At 59.0% G+C, this 19,905-nt stretch carries 18 protein-coding genes; 14 read left to right on the forward strand and 4 right to left on the reverse strand.

Annotation, left to right across the window (positions count from 1 at the left end):
* The first annotated feature begins 409 nt into the window (after positions 1-409).
* The 6 genes from JRJ26_16965 to JRJ26_16990 all read left to right on the forward strand — a co-directional run bounded on the left by JRJ26_16965 (position 410) and on the right by JRJ26_16990 (position 8,768).
* On the forward strand, positions 410-1,024 hold the full coding sequence (locus JRJ26_16965; GenBank protein MBW2059180.1) for a TetR/AcrR family transcriptional regulator: 615 nt from the start codon (positions 410-412) through the stop codon (positions 1,022-1,024).
* Positions 1,021-2,079, forward strand: coding sequence for an efflux RND transporter periplasmic adaptor subunit (locus JRJ26_16970; GenBank protein MBW2059181.1), 1,059 nt, complete (start codon positions 1,021-1,023; stop codon positions 2,077-2,079). Before JRJ26_16965 ends, JRJ26_16970 begins: the two co-directional genes overlap by 4 nt.
* Complete coding sequence (locus JRJ26_16975; protein MBW2059182.1) at positions 2,076-5,162, forward strand: efflux RND transporter permease subunit; 3,087 nt, start codon at positions 2,076-2,078, stop codon at positions 5,160-5,162. The genes JRJ26_16970 and JRJ26_16975 overlap by 4 nt, the downstream gene beginning before the upstream one ends.
* A 164-nt stretch (positions 5,163-5,326) precedes the next feature.
* Positions 5,327-6,892: a polyamine ABC transporter substrate-binding protein gene (locus tag JRJ26_16980; GenBank protein MBW2059183.1), complete on the forward strand. Its 1,566-nt coding sequence runs from the start codon at positions 5,327-5,329 to the stop codon at positions 6,890-6,892.
* A gap of 70 nt (positions 6,893-6,962) precedes the next feature.
* The gene (locus tag JRJ26_16985) at positions 6,963-7,904 is read left to right on the forward strand and encodes an ABC transporter permease (GenBank protein MBW2059184.1); all 942 of its coding nucleotides are present in this window, start codon (positions 6,963-6,965) and stop codon (positions 7,902-7,904) included.
* A 15-nt stretch (positions 7,905-7,919) separates the two neighbouring features.
* On the forward strand, positions 7,920-8,768 hold the full coding sequence (locus tag JRJ26_16990) for an ABC transporter permease (protein MBW2059185.1): 849 nt from the start codon (positions 7,920-7,922) through the stop codon (positions 8,766-8,768).
* A gap of 57 nt (positions 8,769-8,825) precedes the next feature.
* Here the strand turns inward: JRJ26_16990 and JRJ26_16995 are convergent, their stop codons facing one another.
* Both JRJ26_16995 and JRJ26_17000 read right to left on the reverse strand, forming a co-directional pair.
* Positions 8,826-9,806 carry a dipeptide ABC transporter ATP-binding protein gene (locus JRJ26_16995; GenBank protein MBW2059186.1) on the reverse strand — a complete coding sequence of 327 codons (981 nt, stop codon included), beginning with the start codon at positions 9,804-9,806 and terminating at the stop codon, positions 8,826-8,828.
* Positions 9,807-9,816: 10 nt separating this feature from the next.
* On the reverse strand, positions 9,817-10,797 hold the full coding sequence (locus JRJ26_17000) for an ABC transporter ATP-binding protein (protein MBW2059187.1): 981 nt from the start codon (positions 10,795-10,797) through the stop codon (positions 9,817-9,819).
* Positions 10,798-11,107: 310 nt separating this feature from the next.
* On the opposite strand from JRJ26_17000, the gene JRJ26_17005 reads away from it, so the two are divergent.
* A complete protein-coding gene (locus JRJ26_17005; GenBank protein MBW2059188.1) occupies positions 11,108-11,557 on the forward strand; it encodes a hypothetical protein in 450 nt (149 codons plus the stop codon).
* 28 nt (positions 11,558-11,585) lie between these two features.
* Here the strand turns inward: JRJ26_17005 and ftcD are convergent, their stop codons facing one another.
* Positions 11,586-12,476: a glutamate formimidoyltransferase gene (ftcD, locus tag JRJ26_17010; GenBank protein MBW2059189.1), complete on the reverse strand. Its 891-nt coding sequence runs from the start codon at positions 12,474-12,476 to the stop codon at positions 11,586-11,588.
* A gap of 23 nt (positions 12,477-12,499) precedes the next feature.
* A complete protein-coding gene (locus tag JRJ26_17015) occupies positions 12,500-13,123 on the reverse strand; it encodes a cyclodeaminase/cyclohydrolase family protein (GenBank protein ID MBW2059190.1) in 624 nt (207 codons plus the stop codon).
* A 184-nt stretch (positions 13,124-13,307) separates the two neighbouring features.
* Here JRJ26_17015 and JRJ26_17020 point away from each other — a divergent pair, with 184 nt between their 5' ends.
* The 7 genes from JRJ26_17020 to JRJ26_17050 all read left to right on the forward strand — a co-directional run bounded on the left by JRJ26_17020 (position 13,308) and on the right by JRJ26_17050 (position 19,876).
* Complete coding sequence (locus JRJ26_17020) at positions 13,308-14,264, forward strand: RNA polymerase factor sigma-32 (GenBank protein ID MBW2059191.1); 957 nt, start codon at positions 13,308-13,310, stop codon at positions 14,262-14,264.
* 125 nt (positions 14,265-14,389) lie between these two features.
* Positions 14,390-14,818, forward strand: a complete 429-nt coding sequence (locus tag JRJ26_17025; GenBank protein ID MBW2059192.1) for an Hsp20/alpha crystallin family protein — start codon at positions 14,390-14,392, stop codon at positions 14,816-14,818.
* Between the two features lie 62 nt (positions 14,819-14,880).
* Positions 14,881-15,147, forward strand: a complete 267-nt coding sequence (locus tag JRJ26_17030) for a zinc ribbon domain-containing protein (GenBank protein MBW2059193.1) — start codon at positions 14,881-14,883, stop codon at positions 15,145-15,147.
* Between the two features lie 111 nt (positions 15,148-15,258).
* Entirely contained in the window at positions 15,259-17,019 is a 1,761-nt protein-coding gene (locus tag JRJ26_17035) for a cobalamin-dependent protein (GenBank protein MBW2059194.1), read from the forward strand.
* A 195-nt stretch (positions 17,020-17,214) separates the two neighbouring features.
* A complete protein-coding gene (locus JRJ26_17040) occupies positions 17,215-18,357 on the forward strand; it encodes a 2-oxoacid:acceptor oxidoreductase subunit alpha (GenBank protein MBW2059195.1) in 1,143 nt (380 codons plus the stop codon).
* Positions 18,357-19,124: a 2-oxoacid:ferredoxin oxidoreductase subunit beta gene (locus JRJ26_17045; GenBank protein ID MBW2059196.1), complete on the forward strand. Its 768-nt coding sequence runs from the start codon at positions 18,357-18,359 to the stop codon at positions 19,122-19,124. The genes JRJ26_17040 and JRJ26_17045 overlap by 1 nt, the downstream gene beginning before the upstream one ends.
* On the forward strand, positions 19,112-19,876 hold the full coding sequence (locus tag JRJ26_17050) for a 2-oxoacid:acceptor oxidoreductase family protein (protein MBW2059197.1): 765 nt from the start codon (positions 19,112-19,114) through the stop codon (positions 19,874-19,876). Before JRJ26_17045 ends, JRJ26_17050 begins: the two co-directional genes overlap by 13 nt.
* Positions 19,877-19,905 lie beyond the last annotated feature (29 nt).

Below are 19,905 nucleotides of genomic sequence, written 5' to 3' on the forward strand. Positions count from 1 at the left end.
ACCACTGGGAACTGCTGGGAACTGCGGCTGCTCTCTCTTTCTACGTTACCCTCACTTGCCCGCTGTTATTATAGCTTCATCCAATTACAATTTCAACGGCCCCCTTTGCTCGGGTCTTCCTGCCTCCTGGAGGACCTCCTTTTCCCGAGCGACATTGCGGAAGCGGCGGGGTACCCTTTGCAGGAATCCTCGGTCGAAAATCGAGGAGCCCCGGGCGGATGATCGTTTCGGGGCCCTTGCCTTACCGTTGATGCTTGGCGGGAGGGAAGGGTAACGGTAGTGGTCCGGTCGGCAAAATACGGCCGGGGGGTTGCAAAAATATCCCACCGGTTTTCTTGATTTGGGCGCGGGGAGGCTATATACTTACCGGTAGGTAAGCAACCTAGAGGGCGAGGTAGTCGTCGTGCCGATGACGGGAGAGGTCCTTCGGGACGAGCAGAACGCCAGGGAGAGGCTTCTTGAGAGCGCCATGGAGCTGTTTGCCGAGAAGGGGTACGAGGGGGTTTCCGTCAGAGAGATCGTCCAGGGGGCCAAGGTGACCAAGCCCGTCCTCTACTACTATTTCGGGAACAAGGAGGGCCTGTACCAGACCCTGGTGGAAGAGGCCCTCGAGACCTACCGGGGGGTCCTCGAGATAGCGATGTCGAAAAAGAGGACAGTCCTGGAGCAGCTGGTCGAGATGGTGAGCCTCCAGCTCGATTTCTGCCAGAAGAACCAGAGGCTGGTTCGATTCATCTACTCGGTCCTGTTCAATCCCCCGGTCTCTGCGCCGCCCTATGATTTTGACCGGTTCTACCAGGCCAACCTCACGGCCCTCAAAGAGATCGTGAACAGAGGGGTTGAGAAGGGGGAGTTGGAGAAGCGGAGCATAGAGGAGGTGGCATTTCTTCTTCTAGGTCTGGTGAACATCCACGCTATGAACCAGATTTTCAGCCAGGGGACAAAGATCCCGGAAGAGGTGGTCCAGAAGGGTGTTGAGATCGTCTATCAGGGGATCAGGAGAACCCGCGGAAGGGATCGATGAAAGGTCGCAGCATCTTGCTCGTTGCAGTCGTAGCCCTCATACTCTCTCTGTTCCTAATCCTCTCTGGATGCGGTGAGAGGGGAGCGGCAGAGAAGCCTCCACCGGAAAGGGTGACCAACGTCGTCGTGCTTCCCGTGGTACCCACCTTGGTGAGAGACCAGATCACCTTGCCCGGCAACGTCGAACCCTGGGAGGACATCAGGATCAGTGCCGAGGTTTCCGGCAATATCGAGTGGATCGGCCCCAAAGAGGGTGACAGGGTTCGGAAGGGGCAGATCCTGATCCGAATCGATACCGAGACCCTCAAGGCCGAGGTTGGGAAAGCCGAGGCCCTCTATCTCCTGAAAAAGCATCAGGTCGAAAGGCGGCGGGAGTTGTACGAGAAGGGCTTCATCTCCAAGGAGCAACTCGACCTGGCCGTGACAGAGCGGGATTCTGCACTGAGAAACCTCGAGGTCACCAGAATCCGGCTTTCCAAGGGGACCATCCGCTCCCCCATCAATGGGTTGGTCAACAGCATACCTGTGGATCCAGGAGAATACGTGAAGATCGGCGACCCCCTCATGAATCTTGTCCGGGTCGACAGGGTCAAGCTCGTTGCAGCCGTTCCTGAGATGGATGTTCCCTTTGTGAGACTTTCCCAGAAGGTGCGGGTGACACTCGACGCCCTGGGGGGAGAGGCATTTGAGGGAGACATAATCTATCTCTCCCCCAAGGGCGATACCGTCACACGGACCTTTACCATGAAAGTGGCCCTTGACAATCCCTCCTTCCGCATCAAACCGGGGATGATCGGCCGGGTGACCGTGGTGAAGCGGACCTTTCCCAATGCCATCGCCATTCCGCTCTTTGCCGTTCTCGATCGGGGAGACAGGAAGGTGGTTTTTGTCGAGGACCACGGTATCGCAAGGGAACGGACGGTCCGGTTCGGCGTCATCGAGAACAGCCGGATCCAGATCCTCCAAGGTCTTTCACCCGGGGACCGGCTGATTGTCAAAGGCCACAGGGGCCTGAGCGACGGTGACAAGGTGGCTGTTCGGGGAATCGTCCGATGATCCTTACCGATCTTTCCATCAAACACAGGACCACTGTCTTTGTCCTCGTCCTCTTCATCACCATCGCAGGCCTCCACAGCTACCTGACTCTCCCCAGGGAGGCCGCCCCGGATATCACCATCCCTTACATCATCATTACGACTTCCTATGAAGGAGTCGCCCCTTCGGACATGGAGACCCTCGTCACCGTTCCCCTGGAGAAGAAACTCAAGGGGATCGGGGACGTGGAAGAGATCAAGTCCGTCTCGGCCGAGGGTGTCTCCACCATCACCATCAAGTTCTTTCCCAAGGTCGTGATCGACGATGCACTCCAGAAGGTCAGGGACAAGGTGGACCAGGTCAAACCCGAGCTGCCCGTCGATGCGGACGAGCCGGAGGTCAAGGAGATCAACTTCTCCGAGTGGCCCATCATTGTGCTCAATGTTTCCGGGAACACCAGCCTCCTCGGACTCAAGAACATCGCCGAGGATCTCGAGGACCGTATCGAGGCCATTCCGGGGGTTCTCGACGCCACCGTCATAGGCGGTCTTGAGCGGGAGATCCGGGTCGAATTCGACATCGATCGGGTGGCTGCCTACAAGATCCCCTTCAGCCGAATCATTCAAACCGTGGAAAGGGGAAACGTCAACCTGCCTGGGGGGAGCCTCGATATCGGCAAAGGCAAGTATCTCCTGAGGGTCCCTGGAGATTTCAAGTCTCCCGCGGAGATCCAGAACCTCGTGGTTCTTGTCAGAAACGGAAAACCCATCTACCTTCGGGACGTTGCCAGAATCATCGACGGATTCAAGGACAGGACGAGCTACTCGAGGGTCAATGGGAAGGAGAGCGTGACGGTCTCCGTTCAGAAGCGCTCGGGCGAGAACGTCATCCGTATCACCAACCAGGTGAAGAGGATAGTCAGGGAGTTTCAGAGGAGGCTTCCCGGGGGGATCGAGCTGGCCGTAACCTCGGACCAATCCAAGGATATCCGCACCATGATGAGGGACCTGCAGAACAACATACTCTCAGGCCTTGTCCTGGTGCTTGTGGTGATTTTTGTCTTCATCGGGGGTCTGAGCGCCATCTTCGTGGCCATGGCGATCCCCCTGTCCATGCTGATCTCCTTCGGTATTCTGCAGAGCCTCGGTATGACACTCAATATGGTGGTTCTGTTCAGCCTGATTCTCGCCCTCGGCATGCTCGTTGACAACGGCATCGTGATCGTGGAGAACATATATCGCCACATGCAGGAGGGAGAGGGCCGCCTCCGGGCAGCCCTCAACGGAACCACCGAGGTGGGTTGGCCGGTCATCACATCCACCCTGACCACCCTGTGTGCCTTTTTCCCCATGCTGTTCTGGCCCGGAATCATGGGGAGATTCATGAGCTTTCTGCCCAAGACTCTCATGATAGCCCTTTCCGCCTCCCTTTTTGTGGCCCTGGTGGTCAATCCGACCTTCTGCGCGGTCTTTCTCAAGGCAAAAGAAGGCGGTACCCTGGGCGGAGGCAGGCCGTGGATCATAGGGTTTTACGAGAGGTTTCTCCGATGGGTTCTTGGCCACAGGGGGTTGTTCCTGGTTTCCGCCTTTGTCATGCTCGTGGTTTCCTTTGTCGCCTTCGCCCTGTGGGGAAAGGGAGTCGAGTTTTTTCCCCAGGTGGAACCGAATCGGGCCTTTGTGACGGTCAAGGCCCCTGAGGGGACCAACCTCGAGGCCTCCGACGAGCTGGTCAGACCCATCGAAAAGCAGCTCATGTCGTATCGGGATATTCAGTTCGTGATTGCCAATGTGGGGGCAGGAGGAGCGCTGGGAGAACCTGGAGGTGGTACCCATGTGAGCAGGGTCTCAATGGATTTTGTCGATGCCGGAGAAAGAAAGAGGAAGTCCTCGGAGATCATCAAGGAGGCGAGAAGGATCTTCCGCACCATGGTGGGCGCCGAGATAACGGTCAAGAAGGAAGAGCACGGACCGCCCACAGGCATGCCGGTCAACCTGGAGATATCGGGTGACGATTTCAAAACCCTGGGCGCCATTGCCAGGCAGGTACGGGAGAGGATCAAGGATGTTCCCGGCATCGTAGACCTCAAGGACGACTATGTGCTGGGAAAGCCTGAGATCCGGGTCGAGATAGACAAGGAGAAGGCCTCTCTCCTGGGCCTGGACACCCTAACCATAGCCAACACGGTGAAGGCGGCGATCAACGGTGTCAAGGCAGGAGTCTACCGGGTCCTGGACGAGGAGATCGATATCATTGCGAGACTTCCTGACAAGGACAGGCACAGTATCTCGGATATCGAACGGCTCACCATCTCCGACGACAGGGGCCGTCCCATCCCGCTCACCAGTGTTGCCAGGGTCGTCGTATCGAGCGGCCTTGGGTCCATCAACCGGATCGACCAGAAAAGGGTCGTGACCGTCCAGTCCGATGTGGCGGGCCGCCTTACAGATGCGGTCCTCCGCGATGTCAAACAGCGGCTCTCCGATCTGAAACTCCCCAGGGGCTATTCGATCTCCTACACGGGCCAGCGGAAGGAGGAGAAGAAGGCACAGGCTTTTCTGAGTAAGGCCTTTCTGGCCGCAATCTTTCTCATCTCCCTCGTCCTGATCACCCAGTTCGACTCCATCAGTCTCCCCCTGATCATCATGACCTCCGTGCTCCTCTCCCTGATCGGTGTCTTTTGGGGCCTCCTCGTCACGGGCCTTCCCTTCGGGGTGCTCATGACCGGTATCGGTGTGATAAGTCTGGCCGGGGTGGTGGTGAACAACGCCATCGTCCTTATCGACTACATCGGCCAGCTCCGGGACCGGGGGCTCGGTGTCGCCCAGGCCCTGGTTCAGGCCTGCACGGTCCGGTTCAGGCCGGTCATGCTGACGGCCATAACCACTATCCTGGGGCTGATCCCCATGGCCACAGGGGTGAGTTTCGACTTCACCCGGCTGCGGTGGGACGTCGGCGGCGAGAGCAGCCAGTGGTGGGGGCCCATGGCCGTGGCGGTGATCTTCGGGTTGGCCGTGGCCACGGTTCTGACCCTCGGTGTGGTACCCGCCCTCTACTCGGTGCTGGAGAGCTCCCGGAGTCGACTCAAGAAAGCCCCGGCAGCATAAGGGGACTGCCCTCAGGGTCCTCCTTTTTCTTGACAAGACAGAGGAGTTCTATAATAATCCTCATTGGAGGGGGGTTATATTCCCGGTCGGTGTGAAAGGAGGTGAGGGCTCAGAGAGGCTATGAAGGGAAGGTGCATAAACTCTGGAGAAAGGAGGAAGGGAAGATGAGACTGCGTTACTTTCTTGTTTTTTTCTTGGTGTTTCTTCTCGCGGGAGCTTTGTGCCCGGTGCCTTCAAATGCGAGGGAACAGGTGGTGCGGGTGGCCCTGAAGGCCTCGGACATCAGGTCGATCGATCCTCACTACGGAACAACCACCCTTGACTATGCCTGTATCGACCCCATGTTCAACGCCCTTGTCCGATTCAAACCGGGCGACATCGATCCTGAGAAGATCGAGCCGGATCTGGCAGAGGGGTGGAACGTCTCCCCTGATGGACTGGTCTGGACATTCTACCTGCGAAGGGGCGTAAAATTCCACAAGGGTTACGGCGAGATGACTGCGGAGGACGTGAAATTCTCCCTGGAGAAGGCCGCAAACAAGGACTCCTCGGGTTTTGCCAAGGATTTCGACGCCCTCCAAAAGGTGGAGGTCCTCGACCGGTACACGGTGCGGCTCACCTTCAAGGAGAAGATCCCCTCGGTCCTCGGGCTTCTCACGGACTACCACGGCGGGTACATCGTCTCCAAGAAGGCGGTCGAGGAGATGGGCCTCGAGAAGTTCAAGACCAATCCCATCGGTACGGGACCGTTCATGCTCGAGGAGTATTTCCCCAAGCAGAAACTCATCGAGGTCAGGAACGATGACTACTTCAGGGGCAGGCCCCTTCTCGACAGGATCGAGTTCTGGTTCATGCCTGATGCCAGCAGCAGGGAGATGGCCTTCCGCAAGGGTGAGATCGATCTCTGCGAAGGTGAAAGGGAGCAGGCCTGGATCGACAAGATGAAGAAGGTACCCGGGACGATCGTTGACGTGTTCGGCCCGGGCGAGACCCTGACACTCCACTTCAACACGACCAAGAAGCCCCTCGACGACATCCGGGTCAGAAGGGCCCTGGCCTATGCCATAAGCCGGGACGAACTGATGGAATTTCTTGGAAAAGACGTGACCGAGCCCCTGGTTTCACCCATCCCTACCAGCTATCTGGGAGGGACGACGGACGTGCCCCTTTACAGGTACAATCCTGAGAAGGCAAAGGCGCTGCTCAAGGCTGCGGGGCTCGGGAAGGGCTTCACCCTCAAAGAGGTTATCACCGAGATGTCCGATTACCGCCGCCCCATGGAGCAGATCCAGGCCCAACTGAGAAGGGTGGGTGTCAATCTGCAGATGGACGTCATCACCCACAGTGCCTATCACCAGCAGATCCGGAAGGACGTCAATCCGATAGTTCTGTACGTTTGTGCCCGCTTTCCCACGGCCGATCCCATTCTCACACAGTTTTACCATTCAAAATCGATCGTGGGGACGCCGAGGGGAATCACCAACTTCTCCCACTACGACAAGATCGATGATCTTATCGAAGAGGCGAGGCGGGAGACCAACGTGGAGAAGCAGAAGGCCCTGTGGGCCAAGGCCCAGAGGAAGATCCTCGAAGATGCGGTGGCCTATCCCCTCTGCATAACCAAGTTCGTCTTTGCCAGGAAGGATTACGTGGACCTCGGCTACCAGATGAAGTCCACCCTTACCCTGGTGGATACCATCAAGTTCAACACCCGGATCCTGGAGAAGTAGAATCGCTCACCAGGAGGGGGGAGATCCCAGGGTTGGGATCCCCCCCTTCCCGGGGCTTTCGAAGAGAAGCATGTTTCAGTACGTGATTCGCAGATTCCTATTGATCGTTCCCACCCTGTGGGCGGTGGTCACGGTGGTCTTCTTCCTGATCCGCACGGTCCCCGGAGGACCTGCCGTGGCGGCCCTGGGAACCTATGCCAGCGAGGAGCAGATCCGGGCCCTGGAGCACCAGATGGGTCTGGACAAGCCGATCATGGTCCAGTACGTGACGTTTCTCGCCGATCTATGCAGGGGGAACCTGGGCAAATCCCTGATAACCCAGCGGCCGGTCATAAAAGAGATAGCCCAGGCCCTGCCCTATACCATCGATCTCACGGCAGCAGGAATGATCCTGGGCATCCTCATGGGGGTTCCCCTGGGCATCTTCACGGCCCTGAGAAGAAACAGGATGCCCGACTACCTGGGCCGTGTGGGCTCCCTTGTCGGCATCTCCATGCCGGAGTTCTATCTGGGAATCCTCCTCATGTATGTCTTCGCGGTAAAGCTGAATATCTTTCCCGTGATAGGAGGGGGCGACCTCAGGGATTTGGGGAGCCGGCTCTATCATCTCGTCCTTCCGGCCTTCACCCTCGGGATCATCATGACGGCTTTCATCAGTAGAATGACCCGCTCCTCCATGCTCAACGTCATCGGGGAGGACTATGTGAGGACGGCGAGGGCGAAAGGGGTGACGGAAAAGATGGTTGTCTACAAGCACGCCCTGAGAAACGCCCTCATCCCCACGACCACCGTGATCGGGCTCTACGCGGGAATTCTCATGGGCGGCTCGGTGCTCACCGAGATCGTTTACAGTCGTCCCGGGCTGGGCAAGATGATGGTCTTTGCCGTCAAGGACCGAGACTACATGACACTCCAGATGGTGATCGTCATATTCTCCGGGGCCGTCTTTCTGCTCAACCTGCTGACCGATATCCTTTACAGCCTGATCGATCCTCGGATCGAGTACCGCTAGGGGTGAGTCTCAACCATGGCCCGAATGACCCGGAAAGGGCTTATCCTCTATACCTTCAAGCGAAACAAGACCTCCATCGTGGGCGCCGTCATGGCGGTCACCATAGTCTGTCTGGCTCTCCTGGCCCCATGGGTCTCTCCCTACGACCCGATCGATCAAAACGTCAAGGTCCAGTATTCGCCTCCCTCCCGCTCCCATCTTTGCGGTACCGATGGATACGGGAGAGACGAGTTCTCGCGGATCCTCTGGGGGTCGAGGGTCTCCCTGGTGGTCGGCATAGCTTCGGTCCTCTTCAGCATGGTCTTCGGCATCCCTCTCGGTGTCGTGGCCGGCTACAAGGGGGGGAGGGCGGACACTTTGGTCTCCCGATTCAACGACATATTCATGTCCTTTCCCATTGTCATATTCGGGCTTCTCATCCTCGCCATCATGGGGCCGGGGCTCCTGAAGATCATCATAGCCATCGGGGTGGCCCTCACCCCTCGGATCGCCCGGCTGGCCAGGGGTTCGACCCTCTCCCTCAGGGAGATGCCCTATATTGAAGCGGCAAGGGCGGTCGGGCAGAGTGACGGCAAGATAATCCTTCTCCACGTGCTTCCCAACATCTCCGGTGACATCCTGGTCATGGGCACACTCTGGATCGCCACGGCGATCATAGTGGAGGCAAGCTTGAGTTTTATCGGCCTCGGAGTCCGCCCCCCCACACCGAGTTGGGGTTCCATGATTCGCGCCGGTCTCGATCAACTCACCAATGCGCCCTGGCTCTCCATGTTTCCGGGTCTCGCCATCTTCCTGACCGTTTTCTCCTTCAACCTGATCGCCGACGGTCTCAGGGACATCGCCGATCCCAAACTCCGCGGGTGAGCAATCAGCGCCGATCAAAGGTGCTCTGCACTGGGTCTCAGTGTGCAGGGGGCAAGGTCAGGAAGGAGGAGATATGAGGTGGCAGGCCACATAGTGCTCGCCGCCCACGTCGACCAGTTCAGGCACCTCGGCAGAGCAGACGTCTTCCCTCACAGGACATCGGGTGTGGAAGCGGCAGCCCGGCGGGGGCGAGACCGGCGAGGGGACGTCTCCTGTCAGTATGATCCTTTTCTTCTTTTTGTCCGGGTCAGGTTCGGGCACGGCCGAAAGCAGAGCCTGGGTATAGGGGTGTTTGGGATTTCCGTAGAGCTCCGTGTCCTGTGCAGACTCCACGATCGTTCCCAGATACATCACCGCGATCCTGTTGCAGATATGTTCGACGACCGCCAGATCGTGGGCTATGATGATGTAGGAGAGGCCGAATTCTTCCTGGATGTCTTCCAGGAGATTGATGATCTGGGCCTGGATCGAGACATCGAGGGCCGAGACGGGTTCGTCCCCGATGATGAGCTTCGGGTTCAGGGCGAGGGCCCGGGCGATCCCGATTCTCTGCCGCTGGCCCCCGCTGAATTCATGGGGATACCGCCAGGCATGCTCCGGCTGGAGTCCGACCTTTTCCAGGAGAAAGGCGATCCTCTCGGTCTTTTCGGCCTTGGTCGAGGTGATGTCGAAGACGTCGAGGGGTTCCCCGATCGTCTGTCCCACACTCCTCCTGGGATCGAGGGAGGCATAGGGATCCTGGAAGACGATCTGCATGTCCCGCCGCAGGTGTCGGAGTTCCTCCCTCGACAGGCTTCTCACATCCCTGCCCTCGAAGAGGATCCTTCCCTCGGTGGGTTCGATGAGCCTGAGGATCGCCCGTGCCGTGGTCGACTTGCCGCAGCCGCTCTCCCCCACGAGGCCCAGGCTCTCGCCCCTGTTCAGAAAGAAGCTCACCCCGTCCACGGCCCGCACGTATGCACGGGTCTTCTGAAAGATCCCTCCCCTTATTGGGAAGTACTGCTTCAGGTTCTCAACCTCCAGGAGCCGTTCGGTCATCTCCTCGTCTCTACGTTCCTTCGTGAGTGAGCCAGCACCGGCAGAGATGGCCTTCCTCGGTCTCTTCCAGGTCAGGCTCCTCTTTTGTACAGATCTCCATGACGTGGCGGCACCGTGTGGAGAACCTGCATCCTGGAGGAAGGTCGTACAGGGAAGGGACGACCCCTGGGATCTCCTCCAGGCGGATTCTCCCGCGCCGGAGTTTGTCTCCCAACCGGGGAATCGATCGGAGCAGCCCCTGCGTATAGGGATGGAGAGGGGTCTTGAAGATGGTCCGGGTCGGGGCTTCCTCGACGATCTTGCCGGCATACATGACGATCACCCGTTTGACCGTCTCGGCGATGATTCCCAGGTCGTGGGTGATCAGGATGATCGCCATCCCCATCTCTTCCTTGAGGTGGAGCATGAGATCGATGATCTGGGCCTGAATCGTGACGTCCAGGGCTGTTGTGGGTTCGTCTGCAATCAGGATCTCGGGGTTGCAGGCAAGGGCCATGGCGATCATCACCCGCTGCCGCATCCCTCCGCTCAACTCATGGGGGTACTGGCTCACGCATTTCTTCAGCATCTCGATGCTCTTCTCGAGAGCCTCGTGCCGGTTGATCCTCTGGTGGAGACGGAATGCCTCGGCGATCTGGTCCCCCACGGTGAAGACCGGGTTGAGAGAGGTCATAGGCTCCTGAAAGATCATGGAAATCCGGTTGCCCCGGATGTCCCTCATGTGTTCGTAAGGGAGTTCGAGCAGATTGGCCTCTCTGAAGTAGATCTCCCCCTCCACTATCCTGCCGGGAGGATCGGGAACGAGGCGGAGTATGGAGAGGGCGGAAACGCTCTTGCCGCAGCCCGATTCCCCCACGATGCCCAGGGGTTCTCCCGGACTCAGCCGGTAGCTGATGCCGTCCACAGCCCTGGCCACGCCTTCGTAAGTGTAAAAAAAGGTTTTCAGGTCCTTGATGGAGAGTATGGTATCGCCCACACCAGGCCCTCTCATGTGGAACAAGGGGAGGTTGCTGCGGATCCTCTCCTTATGTAGCACATCCAACAGGCATGGGTCAAACCCAGGGGAGTCCCCCGCTTTGGAAAAGACCCCTGCCCCTTCCCTCCCTCCCGGTGAAGGCTTCGAGGTCGGCGGAGAGGTCTCACGCTCCTCCGGGCGGTTGCAGGAAGCCCTGAGAGCGAGTAGACTTGGGGTATATACCCTGCGCCTCTGGTCGATCAGAGGATTCCCGACCTCCGGGTGAGGAGGGGAGGAGGGAAGGGTCTGGTCTTTTCGGTTTTTTCTTCCGCAGGGCTTTGAATCGATGAAAGAGGCTCTTGGCAAGACCATAGACAGGATCCGGTCTCTCTGCCTCTTTGTCAGGCAGGAGAGCCCGCATCTGATCTATCGTCTTGAACCGGCCGATAAGATCGAACCGGGCGATCCAGGGTTCTACTCCCTACTGGCGAAGATCTACCGGGCCCTCGGAATCGACCGGGAGGTAAAAGATTCCGAGATCGTCGACCTCTGGCCTCTCGACCTCTGGGAGTACAACCAGAAAGAGTACGACTATTTCACCAGGCACCCCGAGGAGTTCAGCGGCTTCAGCGAATGCGGGGTCGCCCGGATCCTCTCCCACATAGCCCTGACCCTGGATCTGGGAGGACCGGCCTATCTCTTTGTCATGTATAACATGGAGACCGGCAGGGTCGATCTGAGAAGTGAGATCCCCAGGGAAGACTACGAGTCCCTCCTGGAGGAACTGCCCTTTTGAGGATCGGCCCGGGACAAGAGGCCGAGGGTCACTCGATGAGGGAGTTCTCTATTATCTGTTCCATGGAGAAATCGTGGAGCTGGAGGTAGTGCCTGAGAACCTCCTCCAGGGCGCCCAGAGGAACAGGGCCGACCAGCTCGCACCCGGCTACAGCCACGCCGTAACGGGCAGCCTCTGACCGGATGGTCTCCAGAACCCGGGGGATGGGCGTCTTTGAGTAGTCGGTCAGGTTCATAGACACCTGGACCATTCCCCGGTCTTCGAGGACGAGACCCATGGCACGGACAAAGCGGTATCCCCCCTTGGCAAAACGCACTGCATCGGCGATCCGTTTTGCCACAGAGACGTCCGTGGTGTGAAGGTTCACGTTGAAGGCGATCAGGGGGAAGCGTGAGCCGGTTACGGTGGCCCCTGATTTCGGGTTGAAGACCGCAGCCCCCTCGTCCGGCTTCCAGTCGGGGTCTTTGAGTTTCTCGGCAAGCCCCTCGTACTGTCCCCTGCGGATCTCCACCAGGCTCTTTCTCTCGGGGCGGGTGGCGGCATCCTCGTAATAGTAAACCGGCACGCCGAGTCCTGCGAGGAATCGCCCGAACTGCCGCGCAATCTCAACCGACTCTTCCCTCTCGATTCCCCGGACAGGGACGAAGGGGACCACGTCTACGGCTCCCATCCTCGGATGAGACCCGTGGTGCAGCCGCATGTCGATCAATTCCAGGGCGGTCTGGGCCATGGATTTGGTCGCCTCGAGTACCGTTCCGGGTTCGCCTATGTAGGTCAACACCGATCGGTTATGGTCCGGATCCGAGGAGAGGTCGAGGATCTTGACCCCTTTGAACCGTCTGACCTGCTCGACGATCTGTTCGACGACTTCTGTCTTCCTCCCCTCGCTCACATTGGGCACGCACATGAGGACTCTCATTCCATCCCTCCACTCCGGAGCCGTCATCCTTTCCCTTCTTGGGTCCAATGGGTTGTAGTTGCGTATCTCCGCAACTCCCTGGCGGCTTCCCCCAGAGCCGCGGCAGTCCGCTCGTCTTTGATAGATGAGAGATTGATCTCCACGTTGGCCAGGCATCCAAGCAGGCCTGCCCGGGCAAGGTGCCCGGCGCACTCGAGGTCCGAGGCAGCATTTGGGTTGCAACGCCCTTCGAGACGTCGGCAAAGCTCGAGGACCCGTCTGCAGGCCTCTCCGTTTTCGAGGGGTATCCGGGTTGCATGGATCAGGGCACGCCTGATCGCGGCCTTGCGGGAACCCCTCTCTTGTTCCGTCCCTGCGGGAAGTCTGCGGCTCGCCTGCACCGCCTCGAAGGCCTCCGAGTCCCGCCGGCCTCCGGCAAAGAGGTCTGCGGCTAGCGTCCTCGCCTCCCTGTCTATGGCCCTGTAGTAGGCCTCCTCTTCGGTTCCCCTGCCCCCCATGGAGAGACGGGCCACCATGCCGGCCAGTCCCGCCGCCATGGCGCCTGCCACCGCAGAGGCAGTCCCGCCGCCCGTGGCATCGTCTCCGGGATCCAGAATCCTCAGGAAGGCCTGGATATTCTCCTTCTGGTCTCCTCTGCCCTCGAACACGGTCCCCTGTCTTCCTCCTGGGGGTCGAATCGGTCTTCCCTGCGCCCGTCCCTTTGAACCCTGCAGCTTTTTCAACCCCACCCTTCCCGGCACGACTCGAAAAATAGCAGAACCGAAACCGGGGAGTCAAGGCCCGGCCTTGTTGACAAAAGGGCGGTCACTGATTACCTTTGGGTAAGATTCCATGAAAGCCGAGGGGTTGACGACTATCGAGAAACCAGAATCCTTCGATGAGACCGACAGGGAAAGCCTCCGCGAGATCCACCCTCCGGCTCGTTTCGACCCACTCCAGCGGTACCTTGCAGAGGTGAGGAGTTATCCTATCCTCGATGCAGAGGAGGAGAAGGCTCTGGCCATCCGGTACCGGGAAAAGGGGGATATCGAGGCCGCTTACAAACTGGTCGTTTCCAACCTGAGACTCGTGGTGAAAATCGCCCTGGAGTACTACAACAGCTGGATGGCGAGTCTTCTCGATCTGATCCAGGAGGGCAACATCGGCCTCATGCTGGCGGTCAAGAAGTTCGACCCTTACCGGGGCGTGCGCCTGCCCCACTACGCCTCCTTCTGGATAAGGGCGTATATCCTTCGCTTCATCATGGAGAATTGGCGGCTCGTGAAGGTCGGAACGACCCAGGCCCAGAGAAAGCTCTTCTTCAACCTGCGCAAAGAAAAGGAGAGGCTCGAGGCCCTGGGATACACTCCGGGTCCTAAGCTGCTGGCCAGGAATCTGGATGTGAAGGAGTCCGAGGTCATAGACATGGACCAGAGACTGGGCAGCCGGGAGATATCCCTGGATGCGCCTGTTGAGCAGGATTCCGGGACCAGTTTCGGCGATCTTCTCCCCGCCGAGGAGGTCTACCTGGACGAGAGGATGGCCAACGAGGAACTGAGGACTCTCTTCAACGAGAAGATAGAGGCTTTCCGCAAGACCCTGAAGGGGAGGGATCTCGATATCTTCGAAAACCGCATCCTGGCATCCATCCCGGCCACCCTCCACGAGATGGGCAACAAGTACGGAATCTCACACGAACGGGTCCGGCAGATCGAAAAGAACATTATCAAGCGGTTCAAGGCCTTTGTTGCCAAGGAGATCCCGGATCTAGCGGAAGACCGGGACTCTCTGAACCTGAGTCTTCCGTGAATTTGAAGGCCCGGGCGTTGAAAAACCGGGTTCTCCCCTTGAAATGGTGGAAATCGTGCTTACCTCCAGAGTGGAAGGACGGACAAAGAAGATCAGGAAAAACCATAAAGAAAGGGGAGATGACCATGTTGCCAATACTCTGGGATCCATTTACAACGATCTCTCTTGTCGAGGACGAAGTGGATGACCTTTTCGATGAACTCAGCCCCATTCCGTCGGCGTGTGTCTGGAGCCCGCCGGTCCGCGTCTCTGAAGATGACAAGAGGTTCACGGTGAGGGCCGAACTCCCGGGAATCGATCCGAAGGACATCCAACTCTCCATCGAAGACCATCACATGACACTGAAGGGGGAGAAGAAGTCCGAGAAGAGCGGAAAAGGGAGAAACGACCTCTGGACCGAGTGCTTTTACGGCTCCTTTTCCAGGACGTTCCGCCTTCCCGAGACGGTTGAAACAAAGAAGATCAAGGCCAGGCTCAAGAACGGGGTTCTGGAGATCTCCTTGCCCAAGAGAGCCGAGGCCAAACCGAAGAAGATTTCAGTCGAGATGAACTGAGGGTTTGCGGGACAGGTCCTGCGGGACTTGTCCCGCGCCGCCCGTCCTGCCGGGAGTGAGCCATGCCGATCTACGAGTACCAGTGTGAAGGAGGACATATCTTCGAGGTTCTTCAGGGTATCAACGATGCGGAGGTCCGTGAGTGCAAGTACTGTGGCAAGAGAGCCCACAGGGTGCTTTCTCCCGCCAATTTCGTCCTGAAAGGGCCCGGCTTCTACGTGAACGACTACAAGAAGAAGTCGGAGCCGGCCAGGGATTCATCCAGCCCGGAAAAACCAGAACCCGAAAAGAAGGAGAAAGAGTCGAAAAGCAACATCAGGGACTCGTGAACGGGTCTGTCCGGAGTTCCGGAGAGACGTTCGAGGAGGTCATACCGGCTTCCAATCCGTTGTCTTTTTGTCCCATTTGCATTTGCCGCCAGCCGGCGAAAGCAGAGATCCATGAACAGATACCTGGACCTCGATACACTCAGGAGAGTCGATCTTCCGCCGGGAAGAGAGGTCATTCATGAAGGGCTCGAAAGGGGCGGGGACATAGAGATCGGCCGGACCGCCTTCATGAAGACCTTCGGCGTCAGGTCAGAGGCCGAATACAAGAGGAGGATGATCTCCGAAAAGAGGGTCATGTTCCACGCACACATCGGCCTGAACTCCTGGGAGGCTACGGCGGAAGCCCTTAGGTTTCTCTATGGGGAGATGGAGAGGCGAGGCCTGAGAATCGACCGCTTCGGCCTCTGTCTTGACCGGGCCATGGGGCTCCCGCCGGATTTGAGGAGGAAGATGCCCAGGGAGACCGGGCCCAGGCTGGAGACCATGGACCAGTGGTACGAGGTGGGACAGGTCGCGCCCATACAGCCTCATGCCGGGGATTTCATGATCGGCTTTCCAAACTCCGTGGAGAGTACCGCTCTGGCCCTGAGTGCCGGAATCACGACCATCGGAAACCTCTCGCAGTTCTTCGCCCACGAGATTCCGGGCTGGACAGACGACGTCTTTACCACCGTCGAGACGGCCAAGGCCCTGGCCATGATGGCCGCTCTCAAGGAGAGAGGGGCCATGGTCCACTCCTATCTCGATGACGGCTACGGGGCGCTTTTCGGCGACTATGCGACCACCGTGGGATGGGTCATGATGGAGCGGTATATCCTGGAAGATCTGATCGGCGCCAGCCTGGCCCCGTGCTTCGGCGGAATGACCTCCGACCCTCGGATGCGCTTTTCCTGGGTCCTGATTCTCAAGGAGATATTCGGGGACTCCCTGGTGGGAAGCATGTTCTACGGGGATACCATCTCGTACACGGAGGACATGGATTTCAACCTGGGGGTTGTGGCCGGTTATACACTCTGGGACGTGCTCGCCCAGCTATACTGCCCGACAGGTCACGCCGTAACGCCCATTCCCGTGACAGAGGCCGTTCGGGTTCCCAGTGCCCAGGAGATTCTCCAGGTCCAGGTTCTGGGCAGGAGGATGGAGGAGGCGGCTGGGGCGCTCATTGACAGAGTCGATTTTTCCGAGGAGGTTGCTTGCAAAGACCGCCTCGTCGAGGCCGGGAAGAGGGTTTTCCGGAGCGCCCTGGAGGGGCTCGAGGCCGCGGGAATCGATGTGGAAGATCCTGTTCGCATGCTCTACGTGTTGAAGAAGCTGGGCCCGGGTGAGTTCGAGGCCCGGTTCGGGGCGGGCGTGAAGGACGAATCCCATCTCCACCGCCGCAGGCCGATCATGACGGTCGACTACTACAAGGGGGTCCAGGAGAAATCACGGGCCTTGGAAGAAACGATCAACAGGGATCCCCTCCGATACAGAGGGCTGAGAGGTCGAAGAGCTGTCATAACCTCGACAGATATCCACGAGCATGCCCTGTTCATCCTGGAGAGGGGCCTCAAGGCTGCGGGCATGGAAGTCCTGAACATCGGGCCGGAGAAAAGCCCCGGACAGATCGCCGAAGCGCTTGCGGAGTGCGGTGCAGAGGTCCTGGCCGTCAGCACCCACAACGGGATGGCCTATGAGTTCGCCGGGCTCCTGAGGGAGGAGTTCAGCAAGAGGTCCCTGAAGGTCCCCGTCTTCATGGGGGGGAGGCTGAATCAGACCGTGGAGGGAAGGGATCTGCCGGAAGACGTAGCCGGCCGGCTGGCCGACTACGGGATAGTCCCCTGCGAGGATGTGGCCATGCTCCTCGAAGAGCTGGCAAGACTCTTTTCGTGACTGGTGGGCCGCGTACAAGACCCGCGGCGGTATCCGGCCTGCGGGGAGCGGGAAGACAGGGACCCGCGAGTTGATTCCGGCCACGGGAATAAACGTCCGGCTGCAAAGCAGGGGCATTGATCCGAGGGGATGGATCAACCCGGATAGATTCGATAGGATAACAGCGGACCGGTGCCGAGCGGATGGTCTTGAGAAATGGGATTTCAAGAGACAGAGGTTTCTCTCAAACCGAACCAGTACTATCTTTCAGGAAATGAGGCGGTTGCCGAAGGGGCCCTGGCAGCCGGATGCCGTTTTTTCGGCGGATACCCGATTACCCCTTCCAGCGAGATCATGGAGCGGATGGCCCGGAGACTGGAGGAGGTCGGGGGCGTCTTCATCCAGATGGAAGACGAAATCGGCTCGATCTGCGCCGTCCTCGGCGCCTCATGGGCAGGGGCCAAGGCCATGACGGCCACATCCGGACCGGGATTCAGCCTCATGCAGGAGGCAATCGGCTACGGGGCCTTTACCGAGACTCCCTGCGTAATAGTCGATATCCAGAGGGCAGGCCCTGCCACAGGCCAGGCGACCCGTGTGGGATCAGGAGATGTGATGCAGGCCAAGTGGGGATCCCACGGTGATTACCAGGTGATCGCCCTCTCTCCGTGGTCCGCCCAGGAGATGTTCGACCTCACCGTCGAGGCCTTCAACTTGGCCGAACGGTTCAGAGTCCCCGTAGTCGTGCTGGCGGATGAAGCTACAGGCCATCTGAGGGAGAATGTGAAGATCCCGGAAAGCGTCAAGATTTTCAATCGAAAAAAAGGCAAGGAGGCTCCTCCCTTTGGAGATGGGGGCAGGGATCTGGTGCCGCCCATGCCGGCTTTTGGCGAAGGCGCCGGGCTCCTGGTCACCGGGTCGACTCACGACCCATGGGGGTTCCGCAAGACCGATGATCCCGAGGTCCACGCGGCCCTTGTGGAGAGGATAAACGAGAAGATCCTGAGGGCCAGGCGGTCCATCACACAGGTCGAGTGCTTTGACTTGGAGGGTGCAACAACGGTGGTCGTGGCGTATGGCTTTACCGCCCGAAGTGCGCGCTATGCGGTTCGGGAGCTCCGGAAAGAGGGAAAACCCTTTGGCCTTCTAAGGCTCAAGACACTCTGGCCGTTTCCGGACAGGGAGATCGAAGGGCTCCCACCAGGGGTGGAGAGGATCCTCGTCCCCGAGATGAACCGGGGACAGGTGGCAGGAGAGATCCGCAAGCATACGGGGAGAAGGGTTGTCAGTCTCTGCCAGACCGACGGGGAGATCATCCATCCCGGCCGCATTATGGAGGAACTCCGGAGGCTTGTCTGATGGCGAGGGTCATGGAAAAATACCTCCGTCCCGGCCTCAAGGGCACTCCTTTCTGTCCGGGGTGCGGTCACGGGATTCTCATGGGGGCGATTCTCCGGGCGGTGGACGGCCTTGGATTGGACATGGACCGGACTCTCTTCGTATCCGGGATCGGGTGCGCGGCCTGGATACCCAGCCCCCATTTCCAGGCAGATACCCTCCACACCCTCCACGGAAGAGCGATCCCCTTTGCCACAGGGGCCAAGCTCTTCAGCCCCGATCTGACCGTTATAGTGATCAGCGGGGACGGCGACCTCTCCTCTATCGGAGGCAATCATCTAATCCACGCTGCACGGCGGGATCTCGACCTCACGGTGATCTGTGCCAACAACATGATCTACGGCATGACAGGCGGGCAGGTAGCCTCCACTACGCCTGTGGAGGCCGTGACCTCAACCACGCCTCGGGGAAACCCATATCGACCCTTCGACCTCTGCCGTCTCGTGGAGGCGGCAGGGGCGACCTATGTAGCGCGGTTTTCCGTGACCCAACCACTCGCCTTGATCGAATCGATAAAGAGGGCCATAGGAAATCGGGGATTTTCCTTCGTCGAGGTCCTCTCGCCCTGTCCGACCCAGTTCGGGAGGAGAAACCGTTACGACCAGCCCGCCGAAATGATAACCTATCTCATGGATCACTGCGTCACGCTGAAAAAGGCCGAACGGATGTCCGAGTCCGAGCGTGAGGAGATGATCGTGACCGGGGAGTTTGTACCATGCCCGGCATAACTCAGATCCGGTTGGGTGGTTTCGGCGGCCAGGGCATCGTCCTGGCCGGCCTGCTCCTCGGCCGTGCCGCTGTCATCGACGGCCGTTGGGCCTCAGGGGCCAATTCCTACGGAGCCCAGGCCAGGGGATCCGCGTGCAGAGCCGAAGTCGTACTCTCTGACAGGCCTGTCGACTTCCCCCATGTGCTGGAGGCAGACGTGCTGGTGGCCATGTCTCAGGAGGCCTATGACCGGTTCGCGGGGGAGGTGAAGGGGGATGGACTCGTGATTTTTGAAAGCCACCTGGTAAGACCGGCCCGCTCTGCCCCCGTCCATAGGGGCCTTGCCGCCGTGGAGGCGGCCGTGCGCGAACTGGGAAACAAGCAGGTCGCCAATGTCGTGATGCTCGGCGCCCTGACTGCCCTGACCGGCGTTGTCTCTCGAGTCGCCATGGAATCGGCGATTTCGAATCACGTTCCGGAACGTTTCAGGCAGATCAACCTCCAGGCCTTGAGGAGAGGCTTCGAATTGGGAGAGGTTCCCGGGCGAGTTGGAAAGTCTTCTCGAATCGTGGAAGGGCGGATACAGAGACCGCTCATCGACGAGACAAAATGCAGCAAGTGCAAGGTCTGCGGGCTTCTCTGCCCTGACCTCTGCATAACCGGCGGTCGAGTATCGGGCAGGATCGTCATCGACTACGACTGCTGCAAGGGGTGCGGCATCTGCGCCGCAGTCTGCCCCAAGGGCGCGATTTCCATGGTCCTGGAGTCGTAGCCGGTCGAAGACGGCCGCCCCGCCTCTTG

The organism is Deltaproteobacteria bacterium (assembly GCA_019308905.1).
In the GTDB taxonomy this organism is placed as follows: domain Bacteria; phylum Desulfobacterota; class BSN033; order WVXP01; family WVXP01; genus JAFDHF01.

Excerpts from the sequence above, each read along its gene's own strand:
- JRJ26_16965 (MBW2059180.1), top strand. The coding sequence starts at position 410 with ATGACGGGAGAGGTCCTTCGGGACGAGCAGAACGCCAGGGAGAGGCTT.
- JRJ26_16970 (MBW2059181.1), top strand. The coding sequence starts at position 1,021 with ATGAAAGGTCGCAGCATCTTGCTCGTTGCAGTCGTAGCCCTCATACTC.
- JRJ26_16975 (MBW2059182.1), top strand. The coding sequence starts at position 2,076 with ATGATCCTTACCGATCTTTCCATCAAACACAGGACCACTGTCTTTGTC.
- JRJ26_16980 (MBW2059183.1), top strand. The coding sequence starts at position 5,327 with ATGAGACTGCGTTACTTTCTTGTTTTTTTCTTGGTGTTTCTTCTCGCG.
- JRJ26_16985 (MBW2059184.1), top strand. The coding sequence starts at position 6,963 with ATGTTTCAGTACGTGATTCGCAGATTCCTATTGATCGTTCCCACCCTG.
- JRJ26_16990 (MBW2059185.1), top strand. The coding sequence starts at position 7,920 with ATGGCCCGAATGACCCGGAAAGGGCTTATCCTCTATACCTTCAAGCGA.
- JRJ26_16995 (MBW2059186.1), bottom strand. The coding sequence starts at position 9,806 with ATGACCGAACGGCTCCTGGAGGTTGAGAACCTGAAGCAGTACTTCCCA.
- JRJ26_17000 (MBW2059187.1), bottom strand. The coding sequence starts at position 10,797 with ATGAGAGGGCCTGGTGTGGGCGATACCATACTCTCCATCAAGGACCTG.
- JRJ26_17005 (MBW2059188.1), top strand. The coding sequence starts at position 11,108 with ATGAAAGAGGCTCTTGGCAAGACCATAGACAGGATCCGGTCTCTCTGC.
- ftcD (MBW2059189.1), bottom strand. The coding sequence starts at position 12,476 with ATGAGAGTCCTCATGTGCGTGCCCAATGTGAGCGAGGGGAGGAAGACA.
- JRJ26_17020 (MBW2059191.1), top strand. The coding sequence starts at position 13,308 with ATGAAAGCCGAGGGGTTGACGACTATCGAGAAACCAGAATCCTTCGAT.
- JRJ26_17025 (MBW2059192.1), top strand. The coding sequence starts at position 14,390 with ATGTTGCCAATACTCTGGGATCCATTTACAACGATCTCTCTTGTCGAG.
- JRJ26_17030 (MBW2059193.1), top strand. The coding sequence starts at position 14,881 with ATGCCGATCTACGAGTACCAGTGTGAAGGAGGACATATCTTCGAGGTT.
- JRJ26_17035 (MBW2059194.1), top strand. The coding sequence starts at position 15,259 with ATGAACAGATACCTGGACCTCGATACACTCAGGAGAGTCGATCTTCCG.
- JRJ26_17040 (MBW2059195.1), top strand. The coding sequence starts at position 17,215 with ATGGGATTTCAAGAGACAGAGGTTTCTCTCAAACCGAACCAGTACTAT.
- JRJ26_17045 (MBW2059196.1), top strand. The coding sequence starts at position 18,357 with ATGGCGAGGGTCATGGAAAAATACCTCCGTCCCGGCCTCAAGGGCACT.
- JRJ26_17050 (MBW2059197.1), top strand. The coding sequence starts at position 19,112 with ATGCCCGGCATAACTCAGATCCGGTTGGGTGGTTTCGGCGGCCAGGGC.